The 21,201-nt window shown below is 59.0% G+C and carries 19 protein-coding genes; 9 read left to right on the top strand and 10 right to left on the bottom strand.

Annotated elements, in window-relative coordinates; translation table 11 throughout:
* Nucleotides 1-71: 71 nt before the first annotated feature.
* A complete protein-coding gene (gene infC, locus F0184_RS18185; protein WP_150497633.1) occupies nt 72-611 on the bottom strand; it encodes a translation initiation factor IF-3 in 540 nt (179 codons plus the stop codon).
* 333 nt (nt 612-944) lie between these two features.
* Between infC and F0184_RS18180 the strand changes: the two genes are divergently transcribed.
* On the top strand, nt 945-1,403 hold the full coding sequence (locus F0184_RS18180; protein WP_150497632.1) for a translation initiation factor IF-3: 459 nt from the start codon (nt 945-947) through the stop codon (nt 1,401-1,403).
* 3 nt (nt 1,404-1,406) lie between these two features.
* Here F0184_RS18180 and F0184_RS18175 read toward each other — a convergent pair whose 3' ends face one another.
* Both F0184_RS18175 and F0184_RS18170 read right to left on the bottom strand, forming a co-directional pair.
* Entirely contained in the window at nt 1,407-1,814 is a 408-nt protein-coding gene (locus F0184_RS18175; protein WP_150497631.1) for a YkvA family protein, read from the bottom strand.
* Nucleotides 1,815-1,947: 133 nt separating this feature from the next.
* Nucleotides 1,948-3,636 carry an acyl-CoA dehydrogenase family protein gene (locus F0184_RS18170; RefSeq protein ID WP_150497630.1) on the bottom strand — a complete coding sequence of 563 codons (1,689 nt, stop codon included), beginning with the start codon at nt 3,634-3,636 and terminating at the stop codon, nt 1,948-1,950.
* A 166-nt stretch (nt 3,637-3,802) separates the two neighbouring features.
* On the opposite strand from F0184_RS18170, the gene F0184_RS18165 reads away from it, so the two are divergent.
* Nucleotides 3,803-4,657 carry a YihY/virulence factor BrkB family protein gene (locus tag F0184_RS18165; RefSeq protein ID WP_172972162.1) on the top strand — a complete coding sequence of 285 codons (855 nt, stop codon included), beginning with the start codon at nt 3,803-3,805 and terminating at the stop codon, nt 4,655-4,657.
* Nucleotides 4,658-4,743: 86 nt separating this feature from the next.
* Here the strand turns inward: F0184_RS18165 and F0184_RS18160 are convergent, their stop codons facing one another.
* Nucleotides 4,744-5,628: a DMT family transporter gene (locus F0184_RS18160; protein ID WP_244299314.1), complete on the bottom strand. Its 885-nt coding sequence runs from the start codon at nt 5,626-5,628 to the stop codon at nt 4,744-4,746.
* A gap of 163 nt (nt 5,629-5,791) precedes the next feature.
* On the opposite strand from F0184_RS18160, the gene F0184_RS18155 reads away from it, so the two are divergent.
* Together F0184_RS18155 and F0184_RS18150 are read left to right on the top strand one after the other, a co-directional pair.
* Nucleotides 5,792-7,798 carry a methyl-accepting chemotaxis protein gene (locus F0184_RS18155; protein WP_150497629.1) on the top strand — a complete coding sequence of 669 codons (2,007 nt, stop codon included), beginning with the start codon at nt 5,792-5,794 and terminating at the stop codon, nt 7,796-7,798.
* Nucleotides 7,799-7,947: 149 nt separating this feature from the next.
* Complete coding sequence (locus F0184_RS18150) at nt 7,948-9,135, top strand: NAD(P)/FAD-dependent oxidoreductase (protein ID WP_150497628.1); 1,188 nt, start codon at nt 7,948-7,950, stop codon at nt 9,133-9,135.
* 27 nt (nt 9,136-9,162) lie between these two features.
* Here the strand turns inward: F0184_RS18150 and F0184_RS18145 are convergent, their stop codons facing one another.
* Nucleotides 9,163-9,960, bottom strand: coding sequence for an alpha/beta fold hydrolase (locus F0184_RS18145; RefSeq protein WP_150497627.1), 798 nt, complete (start codon nt 9,958-9,960; stop codon nt 9,163-9,165).
* Between the two features lie 160 nt (nt 9,961-10,120).
* Between F0184_RS18145 and F0184_RS18140 the strand changes: the two genes are divergently transcribed.
* Nucleotides 10,121-10,726: a L,D-transpeptidase gene (locus tag F0184_RS18140; protein ID WP_208998553.1), complete on the top strand. Its 606-nt coding sequence runs from the start codon at nt 10,121-10,123 to the stop codon at nt 10,724-10,726.
* Here F0184_RS18140 and F0184_RS18135 read toward each other — a convergent pair.
* The 5 genes from F0184_RS18135 to secA all read right to left on the bottom strand — a co-directional run bounded on the left by F0184_RS18135 (nt 10,723) and on the right by secA (nt 17,956).
* Nucleotides 10,723-11,928 (bottom strand): adenylate/guanylate cyclase domain-containing protein, encoded by a 1,206-nt coding sequence (locus F0184_RS18135; RefSeq protein ID WP_150497625.1) that lies wholly within the window; start codon nt 11,926-11,928, stop codon nt 10,723-10,725. The two genes, F0184_RS18140 and F0184_RS18135, sit on opposite strands and share 4 nt — an antisense overlap.
* A 45-nt stretch (nt 11,929-11,973) precedes the next feature.
* Complete coding sequence (locus F0184_RS18130) at nt 11,974-13,491, bottom strand: glycosyltransferase family 39 protein (RefSeq protein WP_150497624.1); 1,518 nt, start codon at nt 13,489-13,491, stop codon at nt 11,974-11,976.
* A gap of 18 nt (nt 13,492-13,509) precedes the next feature.
* Nucleotides 13,510-13,944, bottom strand: a complete 435-nt coding sequence (locus F0184_RS18125; protein WP_150497623.1) for a GtrA family protein — start codon at nt 13,942-13,944, stop codon at nt 13,510-13,512.
* On the bottom strand, nt 13,937-14,965 hold the full coding sequence (locus tag F0184_RS18120; RefSeq protein ID WP_150497622.1) for a glycosyltransferase family 2 protein: 1,029 nt from the start codon (nt 14,963-14,965) through the stop codon (nt 13,937-13,939). The genes F0184_RS18125 and F0184_RS18120 overlap by 8 nt, the downstream gene beginning before the upstream one ends.
* 210 nt (nt 14,966-15,175) lie before the next feature.
* Nucleotides 15,176-17,956 carry a preprotein translocase subunit SecA gene (secA, locus tag F0184_RS18115; RefSeq protein ID WP_150497621.1) on the bottom strand — a complete coding sequence of 927 codons (2,781 nt, stop codon included), beginning with the start codon at nt 17,954-17,956 and terminating at the stop codon, nt 15,176-15,178.
* A gap of 279 nt (nt 17,957-18,235) precedes the next feature.
* Between secA and F0184_RS18110 the strand changes: the two genes are divergently transcribed.
* The 4 genes from F0184_RS18110 to F0184_RS18095 all read left to right on the top strand — a co-directional run bounded on the left by F0184_RS18110 (nt 18,236) and on the right by F0184_RS18095 (nt 21,198).
* Nucleotides 18,236-19,087, top strand: coding sequence for a peptidylprolyl isomerase (locus F0184_RS18110; protein ID WP_150497620.1), 852 nt, complete (start codon nt 18,236-18,238; stop codon nt 19,085-19,087).
* 135 nt (nt 19,088-19,222) lie between these two features.
* A complete protein-coding gene (argJ, locus tag F0184_RS18105) occupies nt 19,223-20,461 on the top strand; it encodes a bifunctional glutamate N-acetyltransferase/amino-acid acetyltransferase ArgJ (RefSeq protein WP_150497619.1) in 1,239 nt (412 codons plus the stop codon).
* A gap of 79 nt (nt 20,462-20,540) precedes the next feature.
* On the top strand, nt 20,541-20,948 hold the full coding sequence (locus F0184_RS18100; protein WP_150497618.1) for a (deoxy)nucleoside triphosphate pyrophosphohydrolase: 408 nt from the start codon (nt 20,541-20,543) through the stop codon (nt 20,946-20,948).
* Nucleotides 20,949-20,979: 31 nt separating this feature from the next.
* On the top strand, nt 20,980-21,198 hold the full coding sequence (locus F0184_RS18095) for a Flp family type IVb pilin (RefSeq protein WP_150497617.1): 219 nt from the start codon (nt 20,980-20,982) through the stop codon (nt 21,196-21,198).
* Nucleotides 21,199-21,201 lie beyond the last annotated feature (3 nt).

The raw sequence follows: 21,201 nt of genomic DNA, 5'->3' as shown, positions 1-21,201 counted from the left end.
GCGTGTCAAAGCAAAAACCCCACCATTTGGCGGGGTTTTCCGATGTCTGTCCGGCGGGATCTGCAGCGCGCTTATTTCAGCGGCGCCAGAACCATGACCATTTGGCGGCCTTCAAGCCGTGGAGAGGATTCGACTTTTGCGATTTCCGCCGTTTCTTCGCGAACCTTTTCCAAAAGCTTCATGCCGAGGTCCTGGTGGGCCATCTCGCGGCCCCTGAATCGCAGCGTTACCTTGACCTTGTCGCCGTCGTTGAAGAAGCGCAGCATGTTCCGCATCTTCACCTCGTAATCGTGGGTGTCGATGTTAGGACGCATCTTGATCTCTTTGATCTCGACGGTCTTCTGCTTTTTGCGCGCCTCGGCGGCTTTCTTCTGAGACTGGTATTTGTAGCGCCCATAGTCGAGGATCTTGCAGACTGGGGGCTGTGCGTTTGGTTGGATTTCAACCAGATCCATTCCGGCTTCGGCGGCGATATCCATCGCCTCTTCCGTCGGAATGATGCCGCGGTTGTTGCCCTCGTGATCAATCAACTGGACTTCACGGACGCGAATTTCATTGTTGGTGCGCGGACCTTCCTTGGTCGGAGGCGGGGCGCGGAACGGACGGCGAATGGTCGCGATCTCCTCTGTCGTTTCTCTTTAAATGCGATGCATCCGCATGCGGATGCACAAAAACCCTCGTACGCAAGCGCCGAGGTGAAGCTTGACCTCATCAATCTGGCCAAGCCAAGAAACTCTGGTCAAACCGGCCAAAAGTCAACCGGAATCCATCGGTTCCGCCGGAAATGGCGGGTCTTTTTCATCATTTGCATATCTTAGGGTCACCGGCCTTCCGGATGCCCCCTGGCGACCGCGCCGCACCGTCTGAGTTTGGCCGGCTATGGCGCAGCGGTCGAAATCCCCTTATGAAGGCGCCATGCTGCACAATCCCAAGGAGGCGTATTCATGATTTCGGGCCGCCTTTTTGTTCTTCAGACTGTTCGCATCACTGCAGGGCTGATCCTGGCGTTTCTGGCTGCCGGCCTGTTTATCGCCTGGGGTTTTTTCGAAGTGGTATCCGCGCAACCGAATCTGGCGGGGTTTGCAGCGGTTATCGGAACCGGTTTTATGGTGACGGGGGCTATCGGCGCTACCTCTCTCCTTCCGGCTGTTGTTCTTGCAGGTTTTGCGGAAGTGTTCCGGTGGCGCAGTTGGGTCTACCATGTTGGCATGGGCGGTGCGGTGGGGGCGGTCTTGTGGATTGTCGGCGATCCGTCGGGTGGCGCCGATGGTGTCAGACCGGGGCTGCCGGTCGCGCTTGCCAGCGGATTTTTCGCAGGCACCGCTTATTGGATATGCGCGGGGCGTTTTGCCGGATGCTGGCGCCTGCTTGGTTCGGGCGCCGGTGTCACAAACAATGATTGACATTCAGCGTTTTGCGGAAAAATCCGGGTCAGGCAAGGTGTCCTCCTCCAGTGCTTCCTTTGCCAGAGCGTAGTGCTCAGGGCGCAGATGGGCGCGGATCATCGTCAGCGTCGCCATTAGGATTGTCGCGTCGTCGCCAAACCCGAGTCCGACTACAAAATCCGGGACAACATCGATTGGCAGAACGAAATAGGCCAGTGCCGCAAAGATGGAGGCCCGGACCTTTGTCGGCGTGGCCGGGTCAAGGGCACAATAATATCCGGCAACCACGTCCTGCATGAATGGAACGTATTTCGCGGCCTTCCGCATCGTGCGCAGGAGCTTCAGCCGCACAGACTCTTTCTGCTCCTCCTCGGGGCCGAGGATTTCAGGATCAAAACCAAGGTCTTTGAAGGAAGAAGATGCGGTCATGACCTTTCTCTATCGGGGCATGCATTTAGATGGGGGATCCACGGCAAAAATCAATGCGTCCCGAAAACGGCTTCTCATGTGTATCAGCACAAGCGGCGCTGCGCCGCTTGTGCTGTGATTGTTGATCTACTCTTCAGTCAAGCCCGCGTGTCTCAAGCAGCCTGCGCGCGATCACCTGCGCCTGGATTTCCGCAGCGCCTTCGAAAATGTTCAAAATGCGGGCGTCGCACAGGATGCGGGAGATCGCATATTCGAGCGCAAACCCATTGCCACCGTGGATCTGCAGCGCATTGTCGGCCGCCGCCCAGGCAACGCGGGCCCCCAGCAACTTGGCCATGCCGGCCTCCAGATCGCAGCGGCGGCCAGAATCCTTTTCCCATGCGGAGAAATAGGTCAGCTGCCGGGCGACCATGGTTTCCGCAGCCATGATGGCAAGCTTGTCGGATACGCGGGGGAAAGCGATGAGCGGTTTGCCGAACTGAACGCGGTCCTCGGCGTATTTCAACCCGATATCAAGCGCGGACTGGGCCACCCCGATCGCCCGGGCAGCGGTCTGGATCCGGGCGCCCTCGAAAGTCTGCATCAGCTGCTTGAAGCCTTGGCCTTCGACTTGGCCGAGAAGATTCTCAGCGCTGACTTCGAAATCGTCGAAAGCAATCTCGTATTCCTTCATGCCGCGATAGCCCAGAACCTCGATCTCGCCGCCGGTCATGCCCGGCGCGGGGAACGGGTCCTCATCCGATCCGCGTGGTTTTTCCGCGAGGAACATGGACAGGCCCTTGTAACCCGGTTCGTCGGGATTGGTCCGGGCCAGGAGGGTCATCACGTCAGCCCGAACGGGATGGGTGATCCACGTCTTGTTGCCATTCACCTTCCAAACGTCCCCGTCCTTCACGGCACGGGTTCTGAGAGATGCCAGGTCGGAGCCGGTGTTCGGTTCCGTAAAGACGGCGGTCGGGAGGATCTCGCCGGAGGCAATTCTGGGAAGCCATTTCTGCTTTTGGTCTTCCGTGCCCCCGCACAAGATCAGTTCCGCCGCGATTTCCGACCTGGTCCCGAGCGATCCGACGCCGATATAGGCCCGGGACAATTCTTCCGACACGACACACATTGCCTCCTTTCCGAGGCCAAGCCCGCCGTATTCCTCCGGGATGGTCAGTCCGAAAACGCCAAGTTCGGCCATTTGAGCGATCACATCGAGCGGGATGTAGTCGTTTTTCAAATGCCACTCGTGGGCGTAGGGGGTAACCTTGTCCTCCGAAAAGCGCCGCATTTCATTGCGGATCTGCTCCATTGTGTCGTCCAGCCCCGTCGCGCCAAACACGGATTCACCAGCTTTGTGGCGAATGAGATCTGTGATCCGGTTCCGGATTTCGGTCGTGTTGCCCGTCGCGATCAGTTCTTCAACGTCGTTCGTGCGGGCCTTTGCGCAATCGGCCGCAGATAGGCCGAGATCCGCGGGGCGGACGAATTCCCCCTGGTTCATCGGTATGCCGCCGAAGGTCTGGGACAGGTATTCGGAGAAACTGAGCCGGACCAGAAGTTCTTCAAGCTCGCCGAACGCACCCGCCTCGCTCAACCGGACCGCATACCCGTGCATCTGACGCAGTGCTTCCGCATAAGTGGCCAGCCAAGCCAGGCCATGCGTGGCCCGCTGCTCCCGCTCCAGCGCGCTGGACGAAATGCGACCGTCGGCAGAGACGTTTTCGCGAATTTTCCGCGCTGCGGTATCGACAAGGGCGTCAAGGCTCCCGACGGCACGCTCCGTCATGTCGAGAAAGGAATGACCGGGATCCGGGACAGGCATCACTGCACTTGACATTCAGGCTCTCCGTTTTCGAATGTTTCTTTCTTATCGCTGTTTGGGTAGCTATGTTGCGCCGCGGTAGCTCCGATGTCGAGCCCGCATTTATAAGCCTTTGGGATGATGAGTTGCCTCATGGCCTGCCGGCTTGACGTTGTTACGCTGGAACCGCCACAACAAGATCATGTTACAGATGCTTTTCAAGTCGGGTGCGTATCGTGTTCTATCGGATGCGGTCGGCCATTTCAGCCGCGATGACGGGTTCGCCATGGCCTCCCATGTCGCTCTGTCAGGCCTTTTGGCCTTGTTTCCGCTGCTGATTTTCATCGCGGCTCTGGCGGGTTTCATGGGGCTCCACAATGCGGCCGATCAGGCTTCGAGCCTTCTTTTTGACACCTGGCCCCAGAACGTCGCGCAGCCCGTGGTCAACGAGGTTCAGCGCGTTCTGACCGAACCGCGCGGGGACATTCTCACGTTTGGTGTTCTTGCCGCGCTCTGGTTCGCTTCGAATGGCGTCGAAGCGCTGCGCACCGCTTTGAACCGCGCTTATCGGCAGAATGAGACGCGGAATTTCATTTTCCTGCGCTTGCAGTCGCTCGGCCTTGTCATTCTTGGCGCCATCGTCATGATCGGTTTCACGTTTCTGGTCGTCCTCGCGCCGCTCGCGATCAGGGCGCTGACGCAGTGGATGCCAAGTGTCGAAAACTTCCTGCTGTCGATCGGCGTCGCCCGGTACGTGGTTGCCGGTTCGCTGGTAACCATCGGCTTGTTCGTGGCCCATTGGGCCTTGCCGATTGGGCGGCGGTCTTTTTTCGAACTTGTTCCCGGCGTGCTGGCGACCCTTGTCATGTGGATGGCGGCTGGATCGGCTTTTGGCGCATACCTCGCCAGTTTTGCTAATTATGTGACCACCTATGGGGGCTTGGCCGGCATCATGTCGGCATTGGTCTTCCTCTATATCTGTTCCGCGGCTTTCATTCTCGGTGGTGAATTGAATGCCGCTTTGGTGCGGCAACGCAAACCCGAGCCTGCCCGATGAGAGGGGCCTGAGGCGGGATCCATGGCGAACGTCCGGCGGGGAGCGGCTTGTCCTTGCTGCAGGGCCGGTGAAAAGGACCGCAGCCGCTAATTCGGTGTTTCGAACAGGCGGCTCCGGATGATCAGGACCGCGCCGACCACCAGCGCCATGCCTGCGATCTGGATGGGCATCAGCACTTCGCCGAACAGGAAGTAGCTCTCGATCGCTGTGGCGACCGGCACGAGGTAGAACAGCGAGGCAACCTGTGAAACCGCCCCTTGCCGGATAAGCAACATAAGCAGCAGGATTGCCCCGATTGACAGAACGGCAACGAGCCATCCCAGGGCAAAGAGAAACTGTCCCGACCATTCGATCGTCCAGCTTTCGGCCGCCGACAGGGGCAGCGTGACCGCGAGTGCTCCGATATATTGCCAGAAGGTCGCGGCAAGCAAATCCGTATTGGGGACGAAACGCTTCTGGTAGACGGTGCCGATGCTGATGGCCAGAACGGCGATGAAGGCGGCCCCGATGGTCGCCGGACCTATGCCCGATCCCGCGGTCTGAAGTTTGGGTCCAAGAACGAGAACCAGTCCAAGCCCGCCAAGCACCAAACCGGCCCAGTGTTTCGGCCGGATCTGCTCGCTCAACAGCGCTGCGGCTGTGACCGCGCTCAACACAGGCTGCAAGCCGACCACAATCGCACTGGCGCCTGCCGGCATTCCCTGGTCGATTGCCCAAAAAATGCCGCCCAGATAGATGCCGTGCACGAGCATTCCGGTAACAATACAATGGCCGATGGCCACCCCGTCCTTCGGCCAGCGCGCGCCCAGAAACAGACCGATCAGGACAAGACACGGCAGGACCGCCAGGAAGCGGACACTGAGAAACACCATGGGGTCGGCATAGGGGGCGCCGAGTTTCGAGCCAATGAAGCCGGTGGACCACAGGAGAACGAATAGGAAGGGTGCGGAGCTGACTAGAAAGGGGCGCAAGAAATGGCCTGCATTCAATTAGGGTTGGATTTGCACCACCTATAATCAGGTGCGGTTTCGCAGTGAAATCTGCTGGCTGGAGCTTGAACAGGAGCACTTCTTTAACGGTTAAACGCCAACTTGTCCAAAGTAACGTTCAAAGCGACAGCGGAGCAGGCGATCGATGCGCACACCTTCCTTCACCGGTGCCGGTTTTCTGGGAAACCTGACCGTCAGGGCCCGGATCTTGTGCTTGAGCGTCTTGACCGCATTCGGGCTGATCGTCATGGGGTTGGTGTTCTGGTGGAGCCAGAACGCGGTCGGCACAGCGTTCCGCAGCTTTGAAGCGAGCGCCATGATGGCTCATGATGTCGCGGATTTGACGGCGCGCGCAAATGACATGCGGGTTATCGAAAAGGCCTATTTATCGAGGCCTGGCGCGGATCTATTTGCCGAGTTCAATTCCACTCTTGCCAACGCGAAAGAAGTGCTGGCCGAAATCGGGCAAAAGCCGGCGGCCGCCGGCTTGTCCGCTGAAATCGCCGATGTTCGCGATACGCTTGAGGGTACGCAGGGGGCGTTCGAGATGCTCGACACGCTGCAGAACCGGATCGGCTACACCTCCCAAAGTGGCCTGCGCAAGCAGCTGGACGAATTGTCGGGGGCGGTGCAGGACCGGTTGCAAGAGGAGTTGAAGTTCGGTGGCGGACCTGATTTCGAGAAGCTGGCCCGGGCCATTCTGGCTGTTCAGCTTTCCGAAAAAGAATACACGCTCAACCGCACTCCAGAGGCCAAGGAGGCGTTCGATACGGTATTTGCCAGCTTCGAGGAACTTCTTGGAAAAGCCTATATACAAAATGCGATCAAGGATGAAATCGCGCAGAACATGACCAGCTACCGGGCGACCTTCGACGACTACACGCAGGCGCTTGCCGAGTTCGGCGACAGTCTGGTTTTGCTTGAAGACCTGTTCGCCTTGATCCCTCCACATATCAATGCGTTAAACGAAGCTGTTCGGCAGAGCGAGATTGTGGCCGGGGATGAGTTGGCCGCCGCGCGATCGGTCTCGACGGCCATTGTTGGCAGTCTGATTGCGGGTTTGCTCGTTGTCCTGACCGGGTTTGCTGTTGTGATCGGCGGATCGATTTCCGGCCCGCTTGCCCGGCTTCGTCAGGCTATGGAGAAATTGGCATCCGGCGAAACGGAAGTCGACCTGCCAGCGTCTGGCGGACGAACGGAAATCGCGGCCATGGCAAGGAGCGTGCAGGTCTTTCGCGACAATGCCATTGAACGGCGACATCTGGCTGCTTCGCAGCAAGAAGAGAACCGCAAGCGGGATGAGCGCGTGGATCGTTTGGAGCATCTGATCGCCGGTTTCGAGGCAACCGTGGCAGCTGCGCTGGGCAATCTCGATACAGCGACCGAAAATTTGCTGGAGACGTCCAGGTCCATGGAAACCGCGTCCGACGACGTGTCGAACGAGGCCGCGAGCGCGGGAGCCGCAGCACAGGTGGCCACTGAGAATGTGGCCCGGGCGAGCCAATCGACGGATGAATTGGCCGCCTCGATCAATCAGATTTCGAGCCAGGCGACAAAGTCGACATCGGTTGCGCAAAAAGCGGTCGAAAGCGCGAGCGGGACGTTTGAGACCATGCAAACGCTGTCGGCGGCAGCCGATCGCATTGGTGAGGTCATGGGATTGATCCGGGATATCGCGAACCAGACCAACCTTCTGGCGCTCAATGCGACAATCGAGGCCGCCCGCGCCGGAGAAGCCGGAAAGGGGTTCGCGGTGGTAGCGGCGGAGGTGAAGCAATTGGCTGAACAAACCTCGAAAGCGACCGAAGAAATCGCGTCCCAGGTCGAATCCATTCAAGGATCGACCAGCGATGCCGTTGTTGCCATCGAGCAGGTCAGCGAAATCATTTCCGAAATGGAGGGCCTGGCGTCAAGTGTGGCCAGCGCCGTCGAAAATCAGGAAAACGCGGTCCGGGTGATTGCGGAAAATGTCAGCCATGCCTCCGAGAAATCCCGGGAAGGTGCAACCCGCATGTCCGCGGTCGGCTCGGCCGCCCACCATGCCCGGGCAACCGGGGATCAGGTGGAACAACTCGCCAATTCACTCGCCGAACAGGGCCGGGTCATCCGTCAGGAAATCTCCGAATTTCTCGCGGATGTGCGGGCTGCTTGAACCGGCGGAAACTGGACCAAGCGCTGAAGGGCATGTCGCGGGCCGCCGCCGTGGTGTGGTGACGCGCCTGCGGCTTGATCGTTTGGAAAAAACCGCGGCCCTATGCTACGCAACGCATTCCATCAATGACCGAAGCAGGCATGTCAGGAATGCAGGAAACAATCGTTATTGTCGGCGCGGGCCAGGCCGGGGCCCAGGTTGCCCAGTCTTTGCGTGCGGAAGGTCATGAAGGTCCGATCCGTCTGATCGGTGAGGAGCCCCATCCGCCCTATCAGCGGCCACCTTTGTCGAAAAAGTACCTAGCCGGAGATCTGGGTGCGGAGGCGTTGTATCTGCGCCCTCCCGCGTTCTACACGACCCACAATATCGATCTGATCCCGGACACGCGCGTGACCGGAATTGATCGTGCAGCCAAAAGAATTCGGCTGGCGAACGGCGATACGCTTGATTACGGCCGTCTGGTTCTTGCCACCGGAACACGATCCCGCACCTTGGACTTGCCCGGAAGTGATTTGCCCGGTGTGATGACCCTCCGTGGCATGGTGGATGTGGATGCCATCCGCATGCGCATGGTGGCTGCCAAGACCATCGTTATCATTGGAGCCGGTTATATTGGGCTCGAGGTCGCGGCTGTTGCGCAAGGCATGGGCAAGGCGGTGACCGTTGTGGAGGCGCTGGACCGGCCGATGAAACGGGTGGTTTCGCCGCAGGTATCCAGCTATTTCGCCGGTCTGCACCGGGCCAGAGGCGTCACGTTGCTTCTCGATACCGGTGTTGATGCAATCGAGGGCACAGCCGAGGGTATCGACGGCGTCCTGTTGTCGTCAGGCAAAACCATCCCGTCGGACCTGATTCTCGTTGCGGTCGGTGCGCAGCCCAACGATGAGCTTGCGGCCGAAGCGGGTCTTGAAACGGACAACGGCATTCTCGTCGACGGCGCCGGCCAGACAAGCGATGAGTGCATCTTCGCTGCCGGCGATTGCAGCCGCTTCTTCTCGGCCCGTTACGGGCGATCCGTCCGTATGGAGAGTGTTCAAAACGCGATCGATCAGGCCAAGGCGGTTGCGACCGCTTTGTGCGGCGGTGAGGTCGACTATGATCCCCTGCCATGGTTCTGGTCCGACCAGTATGACATCAAGCTTCAGATTGCCGGGCTCTCGGATGAGTACGACAACACCGTGGTTGTCGGGTCTCCAGAAGACCACAAGTTCTATGTTGCCTATCTGAAGAACGGGCAGCTGATTGCTGTCGACAGCATCAATTCGCCGCGGTCTCACATGATGGCCCGCCGTGTGATCGGCGAGGCTTGGCGCGAGGACCTGTTGCCGGGCGCCTGATTCCCGTGGAACTGTGTGTCCGCAAGATCATTCCGAAGCGGCGTTTTGCTTGATCAGGCGGACCACCTCTGCCGGGACCTCAAGATGCGGCATATGTCCGACCCGGTCAAACACATGGGTCGCGATCTGACCCGGCAGCTTGTGAGCCTGGCGGGTCGGCAGAACGCGGTCTTGTGTTCCCCAGATCACCTTGATCGGCATTGGCAGGTCCGCAAGATCCTTCACTGGCAGTGTTTTCTGGACCGGGCCATCCGTGATTTCTTCCACAATCGCTTTCAGAGTGGCTACAGCGCCGGGTCTTTTGCGGCTTTCGGCGGCGGCTTCCGCCAGGAATTTCGGAAGCTTGAACTCATAGCCGAAGAAATTTTCAAGCAGCATTTCCAGCGTCTCCGCATCGCTGGCGCTCGCATAGCGCTTGAGCAGCTTTGCATTGATTTCCGGTCCGAAACCGCCGGGGGCAAGGAGGGTCAGACTGGCGACTGTCTGTGGAGTGCGGAGCGCGACAAGGGCCGCGACGGCTCCCCCCATCGAATGGCCGACCAGATGAACCCGGCTGAGGCCGAGAGCTTCAAGAGATTGCTGCACTGCTTTGGCCGCGATGGCCGCATTTCCAATCCGCGGCCAATCGAGCGCCTGGCCATGCCCAGGCAGATCGAAGGCAATGGAACGGCGGTACCGGGCAAGTGCGGTCTGAATGTTGATGAAGGTTTGCCGGTCTCCGCCGAACCCGTGCAGGAGAACGATTGGCGCGCCCCTGTTCCCGGTTTCGTCCGGCTGCTCGTGGAACGGCAAAACGGCCGGAGGGGCGGGGCGAAGTTCGGTCATGGATGGCTCCGGAAACGGTGAGTGAAATGCCTTGTGGGGAAACCACGGCTTGAGTGTGGCCGGGCGAGGTCTTAAGAACGGGTTAACCAATCTTGCGCAATTTGACCAGTGCCGAAGCCGGGTTGGCATATGCTTTGAGCTGCATGGGGGAACGAAGGCGATGAAGATGAAGCGGGCGATACTTGGTTTGGTCTGTGCGGTTGCCGTGGTTGGCGCTGCTCCGGCGGAAGCTTCAAACCGGTTCTTTGATCCGAGCACCGGAACCTGGCAGACCTATAAGCTGACGACGGATGCAGCCAGCGAGATCGCCCGGAAGAAATATCAGCGCAAGATGGTGACTTACCGCAGCAATGTGGAGCCGGGAACCATTGTCATCGATACCAGGCGGCGGTGGCTGTATCACGTTCAGGAGAACGGCAAGGCGATGCGTTACGGCATTGGTGTCGGCCGGGAAGGCTTTACCTGGAAGGGCACTGAAAAGATCACGGCCAAACGGAAATGGCCGGGCTGGACGCCGCCGCAGGAAATGATTGTCCGTGAGCGCAAGAACGGCCGGAACCTGCCTTCCTATATGCCGGGCGGCCCCGAAAACCCGCTTGGCGCACGCGCCCTCTATCTCGGGAATACACTCTATCGTATCCACGGAACCAACGAGGACTGGAGTATTGGACGGGCCGTCTCCTCCGGCTGCATCCGTATGTTCAACGAGGATGTGGAACACCTGTACGAGCAGATTCGGGTGGGCACCAAGGTCAAGGTCCTTTAGCTTCCGTCACTCAAGTCGAGTGTGAACAGCGGTTGATCGGCAGAAAAACCGCTCAGGTGATAGCTGCCAACGGGGCGGGCCAGTTTGGGTTGCAGGTCCGCGATCTCCTTTGTGATCAAGAGGTCTACCCCAACCTGCTTTGTCAGCGCCTCTATCCGGGCGGCGGCATGGACGGTCTGTCCTATGACGGAAAAGCTCAGCCGCTCGGGAATGCCAATATTGCCGAACATCACATCTCCGACCGAAAGCGCTATGCCTGCCTTGAGGGTCTGAGTGGAAAGCCCGGATGCGTTCACCATGGCGATCCGCCGGCGGGCTTCCCCGGACGCTCTGAGCGCTCGCTCGACCGCCGTTGCCAAACCTTCCGCATCGATCGGGAAGACCGCCAGCACCGCATCGCCGATGAAATCGAGAATTTCGCCGCCGCATTCTATGACCGGACCGGCGGTGGCCTCGAAATAGCTGTTCAGCCACGTGATATAGCAATCCGCGCCCAGTGCCTCTGCGATTTCTGTCGAATGGCGCATATCGCTGTAGAAAATGACCGCGGCGATCCGCTCTCCGTCACCGCGCCGGATTTGCCCGGCCAGGACCTTTTTTCCGGCAATTCCGCCCAAATAGGTTTGTGCAAGCGTTTCAGTAATCTGCGCTTGCACGCTGGCTCTGGCGGCAAGAGCGAAGCGTTTCTGAACGTGAGCAATGGTCTCAAGGTCTTCATTCGAAAACCCGCCGGGCGCCTTTGTTGCCCAACTGACTAAAATGCCAGTCTCTTCACCCTCATCAAGCAAGGCCGGGATTTCAAACCCTGTGGCGAGCACGAAATAGTCCGAGTAACCCAGGCCAGCGAGATGCGTCAGGATTGGAAAGCCGAGATCCTCCGGGGTCCCTGTGAGCCGCCGTCGCAAGAGTTTCTCGTCGGTAAAAAGGGCGGCGCGCATGGGACTGTTGAGCCATGCATCCGAGCCGGTTTCGTTATGGGCGTAAGTTTCATGATGAACAGACAAACCGCTTTCCCAGAAAGCCATCTCGGCTTCTATAAGCGGGTGGAGGGTCGACCATCCGAGAGCCGTGCGGTCAATCTTGAGGCCGGCGTCTCTTAGACGGTCACACAACTGTCCGAACATCGACGGCAAAGAAGAAGACGCCAAAGCCTGGCCAATCAGCCAGTCTTCGACAGCATCAATGTCGCGCGCCTGTGTCATGCTGGCAGATTATCCATTGGTTGGGGCTACTACCATGAGAATTGGCTATTCCGTCTGCGCTTCAGGATCGTGGGCCACCGAGCCTGCCGGAATGATTGTCCAGTTTACGACCGCAGGCGGCATTTTCCCGCCTCCGGCATAGGGTGCATCAAATACACCTTGTGCGGTCAGGGCGGGATATCGTTGGAGAATGCCAGCGGGGGGCAGGCTTTCCTCGCCGCGCCAAACAATCATGACACCTTTTTTCTGGACATCGGAAAAGTCGATCCAAGGCGATTGCGAGAGATCATGCTCCAGAAACATGCTCGGACGGTCCGGCGAGAACAAGGTGATGTTCGCGGTGGACCACATATCACCCGCAACATAGGCCAGGTGCGTTCCGGTTTCTGTCCGCCAGATCGCGGTCAGTTCGGCGGCAATGGCCGCTCCGGGATAGTGAATGCGGGTTTGTTTGGTTTTCCAAAGCGGTTCGAAACTGGCCTGTCCGATCGTTGCGCCGAACACAACGATCTGAAGCATGCAGGCGACCGCGAGTGCGCGCCGTGGGGCGGTGAATGCCCCAGGTAGCCTGAGGAACCAGACGGTCAGGACCCCGGAGAGCACAAACATTGGCGTGCCCCACATGTGTTTGAAGTCGTTTCCTGTGGCAAGCGAGGTCAAAAGCACAACGGTCAGGGGGACTGATGCGAACCAAATGAGAAACCGCCGGTCTTGCGTGTCTGCCGCTTCCGAAGCATCGAACTGGCCGGACTTTCGCAGAGCCGCGACGCCCGCGATCCCCAATCCGGCCAGACACACCAAAAACAGACCGCCGTGATTGGCGATCTGCGCCGCAAGAAAATTGAGCGGGTTGTAGACGTGGTCGAACCAGTTCTGGGCTCCGACACTGCGGCTTGCCGCATAACTGAACGTGATGAAGTCGGTTTGGATCAGCCAGACGACATGCGGTGCGATCAGGATCATGGCTGTTGCTGCCGCCACATAGGGTCCCGGTTTCGCCAAGATCCGCCATCCGGCCGGAAAGACAAGGGCGTAGAGGCCGATTGCACCGATCAGGAGGGCCACGAAGTATTTGGTGTAGAGGCCGAAAGCAGCCAGGACGCCCAGGGCGATCCAGTCTGCCATCCGGTTCTCGGACAGCCCCCTATGAAAGAAGAAAATCATTCCCGCCCACACAGGAATTTGCAGGATGTTGGGATTGAATTCCGGTACGGGTATCGTGAAATAGAAAGTGACGCTGGTCAGGACAACCGCCCAGAATGCCTGGTTTTGCGACAGGCCCATCCGCCGCGCCAAGGCCCATATGAATGCATAGCCAGCGGCGATTGAAAGGGCGCTGAGCCAATATCCGCCAAAGCTGCTGCCTCCGGTTAATTGGAAACTGATCTCCAAAAGCCAGGCCTGCATCGGCGGGTGCTTGGTGTAGCCGAGCGCCATTTCCCGCCCCCAGGCATACCCCTCCACCACGTCCAGTGGCGGATTGGGGAAGAGAAGGCTGGGGACCAACGCCCATAGGAGGCACAAGGACCCAGCATAGAAAAGCGCGGCGCGGCCTGCTGTCATTGTCTGTCTCGAAACGGGTTAGGATGTCCGACTGGGGGCGGAAAAAGCCCAAAGGCGGGCCCCAAGAAAACTCAGCCCGGGCACGATCGCGATCGCCACCACAAGCCCGATACTCTCGGGCCAGGGTGTCAGGGCGAGCCAAGCGGTCAGCACTCCGGAATTAACCATAAAGCCAGCCAGGGCGATGATGAAGAAACGGCGCATTCTGTGCGTGGTTCGGCTGTGTCCGTTGGGCTCCGCAAAGCTCCAGAAGTGATGGCCGGCAAAGGAGAAACAAAAGGCAACCAGAAAGCCTGCCACATTGGCGGGGAAGGCCTGGAGCATTCCGCTTTGAAGCAAGCCGAGGGAAACGGTCGTGTGGACGAGTGTCGCGAGCGCGCCGACAACGGCAAACCGCCCGGCCTTGCCGGCCTCGGCTTTCATCCAGCCCGCGGCATCCGCGGACCTAGTCATGTTGAGCCTCTTTCTTCTCAAGCGTGGTCTCGCCATGGATGACGTCTTGCACCAGATAAAGAGGCCGTTGTTTGGCTTCGTTGAACAGCCGCGCCACATACTCCCCGATCATGCCAATCGACAAAAGTTGAACCCCGGAAAACACCAGCACCGCGACCATAAGCGAGGCATATCCCGGTACATCGATCCCGTGAATCATGACGCGTAGAATGAGGAAAATAGCATAGAGGAAGCCCAGTCCTGCAACCACAGCCCCGCCATACAGCCAGATCCGCAGCGGCAGGGTGGTGAAGGCGGTGAGGCCGTCAATCGCGAAGTTCCAGAGCTTCCAATAGTTCCATTTGCCCTCGCCCGCCCGCCGCGCAGGCCGCTCATAGGGAACGGCCATGGCCGGAAATCCGACCCAGGCGAACAAGCCCTTCATGAAACGGTTCCGCTCGGGCAGTTGCAGGAGAGCATTGACGACGGCGCGGTCGAGGAGCCGGAAATCTCCGGCATTTGCAGGCATGTCGATATTGGCGAGGCGGTTGAAGACCCGGTAGAAGAGTCCGGCCGTCGATCGTTTCACCAAGGTGTCGGAAGACCTGTCCACGCGCACACCGTAAACGACGTCATATCCGGATCGCCAGCCCTCAACCATCTGCGGAATGAGGTCCGGCGGATCCTGCAAATCCGCATCCAGGATCACCAGGATGTCGCCCTCTGCGTGAGCCAATCCGGCGGACATGGCCGCTTCCTTGCCAAAATTCCGGGACAGGGAGATCAGTCGGCCGGGCAATCCATTGCGCAGTTCACCGGCAATCGTCTCGGCGGTGGCGTCACGGCTTCCGTCGTCGACAAAAATATACTGATAAGGAAGACCCAGCTTGTCCAGAACCCCGCGTGTTTCCTCCAGAAAAGGCGAAATCACTTCGGCTTCGTTGTAAACGGGGACGAGAAGATCGATGCGCGGCCGGTCCGTGCGTGCCGCTGCCCTGCGGGAGAGATAGAACGAACTGGCATGTGGGGTGGGGGCTTGCATCGGGGCGGGTCTTCTTTTGTCTGAACTTTCGCGCAAACTGCCGGATTTCCAAGAAAAAGGCCAGACCCACCGGGGTCTGGCCACTAGCGCACCGGGTGTTTCGCTTGAAACGCCCAATGCGCGCCTACTCGAGAAGCGATCAGCTTGGGGCGTGAAATCGGTTCCGATGAAACGCCCCCTGATCTAGGGCTTGATCGTCTGTGGATGGCCCTAGACCAGGGCGCCGTGACAGTGCTTGAATTTCTTGCCCGAACCGCAGGGACACGTCTCGTTGCGCCCGACCTTGCCCCAGGTCGCCGGGTTGTTGGGATCACGCTGGCCCGGAGTCATGGCGGCCAAACGTGCATCCGCCGCAGCAAGCTCGTCTTCACCGGTGAGGGGATCAATGTGATGTGCGTGCATTTCGGGCAAGGGGGCCGGTGCGGTGATCGCCGGTGCCTGTTCCTGAACCAGTTCCAGACGCAGCAATTGGCTGGTGGTCACCTGGCGGAGCTGGGCGAGCATGGATTCAAACAGTGTGAAGGCTTCGGTCTTGTACTCCTGCAGCGGGTCACGCTGGCCGTAGCCGCGGAACCCGACAACGGAACGAAGATGATCGAGGTTCGACAGGTGCTCACGCCAGAGGTTATCCAGTGTTTGGAGCAGGATCGACTTTTCCACCTGGCGCCACAGGGCTGGCGTGTAGCGGGCAACTTTTTGGGCCATCGCTTCATCGGCCGCCCGCTTCAGGCGGTCGCGCACCTCTTCGTCCGCAATGCCTTCCTCGTTCGCCCAGTCCTTGACGGGCAAGTCGAGATTGAGCAGCGTGCGCACTTCTTCCTGAAGGCCTTCGGTGTCCCACTGCTCGGGATAGGCCCGTTCCGGAATATGGCGCGATACCAGGTCTTCGATGACATCGTGGCGCATGTCGGCCACCGTCTCTTGAAGGTTCTCACCGTCCATCAGATCGATGCGCTGGTCGAAGACCACGTGCCGCTGGTCGTTCATGACGTTGTCGAACTTCAGAAGGTTTTTCCGAATATCGAAATTGCGCGCCTCGACCTTTTGCTGCGCTTTCGCCAGAGCCCGGTTGATCCACGGATGGGTAATCGCTTCGCCTTCCTCAAGACCAAGCTTCTGCAGCATGGAATCCATCCGGTCCGATCCGAAGATCCGCATCAGATCATCCTGAAGGGACAGGAAGAACTTCGAACGGCCCGGATCGCCCTGGCGGCCCGAGCGGCCCCGCAACTGGTTGTCTATCCGTCGGCTTTCGTGCCGTTCCGTTCCGATCACGTACAGCCCGCCCGCGTCGAGCGCCTGTTTCTTGAGCGTCTCGATTTCCGCGCGGATCGCGGCTTCCTTGGCCGCCCGCTCCTCGCCTTCCGGCAGATCACCGAGCTCCTGCGAAATTCGCATCTCAGGGTTGCCGCCGAGCTGAATGTCTGTCCCGCGGCCGGCCATGTTGGTTGCAATTGTCACCGCGCCGGGGAAGCCGGCCTCGGCGATGATCATCGCTTCCTGCTCGTGGTAGCGGGCATTCAGGACGAAGAAGACCTTGGAGTTGGCACCTTTTTCCCTGGCGGCTTTCAAGGCCTTCGCATCAGTCACGTCGACTTGCTTGTAACCATGCTTCTTCAGGCGTTCCGCAAGATATTCGGACTTCTCAATGGATGTCGTGCCGACCAGAACAGGTTGACCGCGCTCCTTGCAGTCATCGATCAGATTGACGATCGCGCCGAATTTTTCCTCGAATGTCCGGTAGACTTCATCATGTTCGTCGATGCGGGAAACCGGAAGGTTTGTCGGAATTTCGACCACTTCAAGGCCATAGATGTCGGCAAACTCGTCCGCTTCCGTGGATGCCGTTCCGGTCATGCCGGCCAGCTTGTCATACATGCGGAAATAGTTCTGGAAGGTAATCGACGCCAGGGTCTGGTTTTCCGGTTGAATCCTGGCTTTTTCCTTTGCTTCCAGCGCCTGGTGCAAGCCTTCCGAGAAACGGCGTCCGGGCATCATGCGGCCGGTGAACTCGTCGATGATCACCACTTCGCCGTTGCGCACAATGTAGTCCTTGTCGCGCTGAAACAGCTTGTGCGCCTTCAATGCTTGCTGCAAGTGATGCACGACCGACACGTTTTCCACGTCGTAGAGGGACTCGCCCTTCAGCAGATCCGCTTCGCGAAGCAGTGTCTCCAGCTTCTCGTTGCCGGCTTCGGTAAAGGTCGCCGACCGCTGCTTTTCATCCAACTCGTAGTCTTCCTCCCCCAGATGGGGAATGAAGGCGTCGACCGTGTTGTAGAACTCGCTGCGATCTTCCAAGGGGCCGGAAATTATCAGAGGCGTTCGCGCCTCATCGATCAGAATCGAATCCACCTCATCGACAATCGCAAACGCATGTCCGCGCTGAACCATCGAGGCCCGGTCATGCTTCATGTTGTCGCGCAGATAGTCGAAACCAAACTCGTTGTTTGTGCCGTAGGTGACGTCCGCGGCATAGGCGGCGCGCCGTTCATCATCCGACAGACCATGGACGATGCAGCCGACGGACAGGCCGAGGAACTTGTATACCTGCCCCATCCAGGCGCTGTCGCGCTGGGCGAGATAGTCGTTCACGGTAACCACATGTACGCCCCGGCCGGTCAAGGCATTGAGATAGACCGGCGCCGTGGCAACCAATGTCTTGCCCTCACCGGTCCGCATTTCCGAGATCTGCCCGGAATTGAGCACCATGCCGCCTATCAGCTGTACATCGTAATGCCGCTGGCCAAGGGCGCGTCGGGCAGCCTCCCGGGCCGTTGCAAATGCCGGGACCAGCAGGTCGTCCAGTGAGGCGCCATTCGCGATTTGCGTCCGGAAGTCGTCGGTTCGGGCCCGCAACTGTTCATCGGATAGGGCCTGCAGATCGCTTTCCAGCGCATTGATTTGAGAAACCTTCGACCTGAAGGATTTGACTTTCCGGTCGTTCGAAGATCCAAATATTTTCCGGGCGAGGGCACCAAGGCCAGCCATGTGGCGGTCCTTCCTTATCGGGCGGCGCGTCTTGCCGATCTCGCGCCAGCCCATGAAATCGTCTCAATTGGTATCCACGCTCGCTGGGTGGTCCGGTCTTGGAGCCTAAGCCGCGCGGCGAATACGGTTGCCACCCCGCGTGGGATGGACGCTCGACAGATAAGAGGACCCCCGATAGTTGTCAACGCTGGCGCCTTGCGCAAAGGTGCGACGCTCACACGTTGCGCCGGGCGCGCTTCAACGCCAAATCATTCTCGATCGGACGGAAAAGGACACTCGATGTTCCAAAACACCATTCGCCGACCCTTTGGGTCTCTTCTCATACCCGCATTGGCCGTTTTTATCGGTTCCGCTACGGTTAACGCCTCCGAACCGGATGATGTGGTCGCGACGGTTGGCGAGACGGAAATCACCGAAGCGGATCTGGCCTTTGCCGCCCAGGACCTGGGCCAAGAGCTGCAGAGGTTCCCGCCAGCTCAATGGCGAGCGATTCTGCTTGATGTCCTTGTCGACATGGAGATCCTGGCCCAGGCGGCCCGCGACGCGAAAATCGATCAGGATCCCGACTTTCAAAGGCAGATCGATTTCCTGACTCTCCGGGCACTCCGAAACGCCTACATCGCGCAGGAAGTGGAAGGGGCCATCACCGATGCGGATCTCGAGACAGCCTACGCCGAGACCTTCGCCGACTATCAGGGTGAAGAGGAGCTCAATGCCCGTCACATCCTGGTCGAGGAAAAGGCCGAAGCTGAAGCGGTCATAAAGGAGCTTGAGGCGGGCGCTGACTTTGCCGAATTGGCCAAAGAACGCTCTACCGGTCCCTCCGGTCCCAATGGCGGCGATCTGGGGTATTTCACGAAAGGTCAGATGGTAAAGCCTTTCGAAGATGCGGTACTAGCGCTCGAACCGGGCCAGATCACAGAAGAGCCGGTAGAGACCCAATTTGGATGGCATGTGATCAAACTGGAAGACCGCAGGACGCAACCCAAGCCGAAACTGGCAGAGGTCGCCCCACAGCTGCGTCAGCAATTGGCACGCGAGAAATACGCCGAAACCATGGAGGCGCTGAAAGCAAACGCGGCTGTCGAAATTCTGGATGAAGACCTTAAAGACGCGCCCCGCTCCGAATAGATCAGCGAAAACCGCATTGAAAAGGGTTTGGGCCGCCATGGCGGCCCGAACCCTTTTTTCCGGGTGCGTTTCCGGCTTGCGAAGCAAAGCGGCATCAGGCATGGCTGCGGTGACAACTGCCAGGAACATTTCATCATGACCGAGACCGTGTCGCCGCTTGCTCCCACCTCCTTTCCCGAGATGCCCGATATCAAGGGTGTGCGGCTTGCCACAGCAGAAGCGGGGATCAAGTACAAGAACCGAACCGACGTCCTGCTGGCATCGTTGTCGCCCGGCACCACTGTCGCCGGTGTGTTCACAAAGTCCAAATGCCCGTCGGCACCGGTTGATTGGTGCCGACAGCAGTTGGGCGGAGGCGTCGCCCGGGGGCTTCTGGTAAACTCGGGAAATGCGAATGCATTTACTGGCAAGACCGGGGTTGAGACGGTGCGCCTTTCGGCGGAGATCGCCGCTCGTGCTCTGGATTGCAGTCCTTCCGAGATCTTTCTCGCCTCGACCGGCGTGATCGGCGAACCGCTCGATGCCCGAAAGTTTGAGGATCCGTTGCACGGCATGTCGGGGCGGATGACCACGTCCTGGCTGGACGCCGCCAGAGCGATCATGACCACGGACACCTTTCCGAAGATTGCCACGGCGTCTGTGGAAATTGATGGTGTAATGGTTCACATCAACGGGATCGCGAAAGGCGCAGGCATGATTGCGCCGGATATGGCGACAATGTTGTCTTTCATATTTACAGATGCCCCGGTGTCCTCCGCAGTTCTCCAGTCCGCGCTGTCTCGCGAGGTCGAGAACAGCTTCAACGCGGTGACTGTCGACAGCGACACGTCAACCTCCGATACGGTGCTGGTGTTTGCGACCGGAGCGGCGCGTCAATCCGGGCTCGAGCCGATCGACACGGTCGAAGATCCTCGGGCGGACGGCCTGTTGCTTGCCTTGCGTGATGTCATGCAGGACCTCGCGCAGCAGATCGCGCGCGATGGCGAAGGCGCCCGGAAGTTCGTGGAAGTGCAGGTCGAGGGCGCTGAAACGGATCTATCTGCCAAGAAGATCGCCCTTTCGATCGCGAATTCGCCTCTGGTCAAGACGGCGTTTGCCGGCGAGGACGCCAATTGGGGCCGTGTCGTGATGGCCGTTGGAAAGGCCGGTGAACCCGCCGACCGGGACCGGTTGGCGATTTGGTTCGGCGATGTGCGGGTTGCTGTCAATGGAGCGCGCGATCCGGGCTATAGCGAGGAAGCCGCGTCGGAGGTGATGAAGCAAGCCGAGATCGTTTTGCGGGTTGATCTGGGTTTGGGTAGCGGATCCTTCCGCGTGTGGACCTGCGATCTGACCAAAGAGTATGTTGCGATCAACGGGGACTATCGAAGCTAGGCGGGTCGGTGTTCCGCGCTGTGAGCCCTTTGCAAGTTAACGAACTCTTTTTTCCCTGATCAGAATTGGAACATCCGGAATGGGCAGACTGGTTCTCGTGGCGGCTTGTGCCTTGATCGACCCTGACGGACGGATTCTGTTGGCTCAGCGTCCGGAAGGCAAGGCCATGGCCGGATTGTGGGAGTTTCCGGGCGGCAAGGTGGAAGCCGGGGAGCGTCCGGAAGAAACACTTATCCGAGAACTTTACGAAGAACTGGGCATAACCGTTAACGAAACGTGCTTGGCGCCGCTGACCTTCGCCAGCCATCGTTATGAAGATTTTCACCTGTTGATGCCACTTTACGTGTGCCGGCGGTGGGAAGGCACCGCGCGTGGACAAGAAGGGCAGGCCCTGAAATGGGTTCGTCCGCTTCGATTGCGGGACTATCCGATGCCCGAAGCAGATGAGCCATTGATACCGCACCTCTTGGACCTGGCGCCGAATTGAATGTTTGAACCCTGGTCAGAAGGTTTTCGCGATGCGCCCGGTCTGTGAAATCTCCGATATCGCATCGAAGTTTCTGTATGCCTGCAAAACCTTTCGAACGGACGATAGCGGCGCCACAGCTGTTGAATACGGCTTGATGCTTGGTCTTATCATTGTGGCCATTATGGGAACCATGGCTGCCATCGGAACATCGATTGGCGATGCCTTTGAAACCATTTCCACAACCTTGAACCCACCCCCACAAACCTAGGTT

This window comes from Roseibium aquae (genome assembly GCF_008711285.1).
GTDB lineage: Bacteria > Pseudomonadota > Alphaproteobacteria > Rhizobiales > Stappiaceae > Roseibium > Roseibium aquae.
The sequence above is the reverse complement of the archived record's forward strand: the minus strand, read 5'-3'. Positions and strand labels throughout refer to the sequence as shown.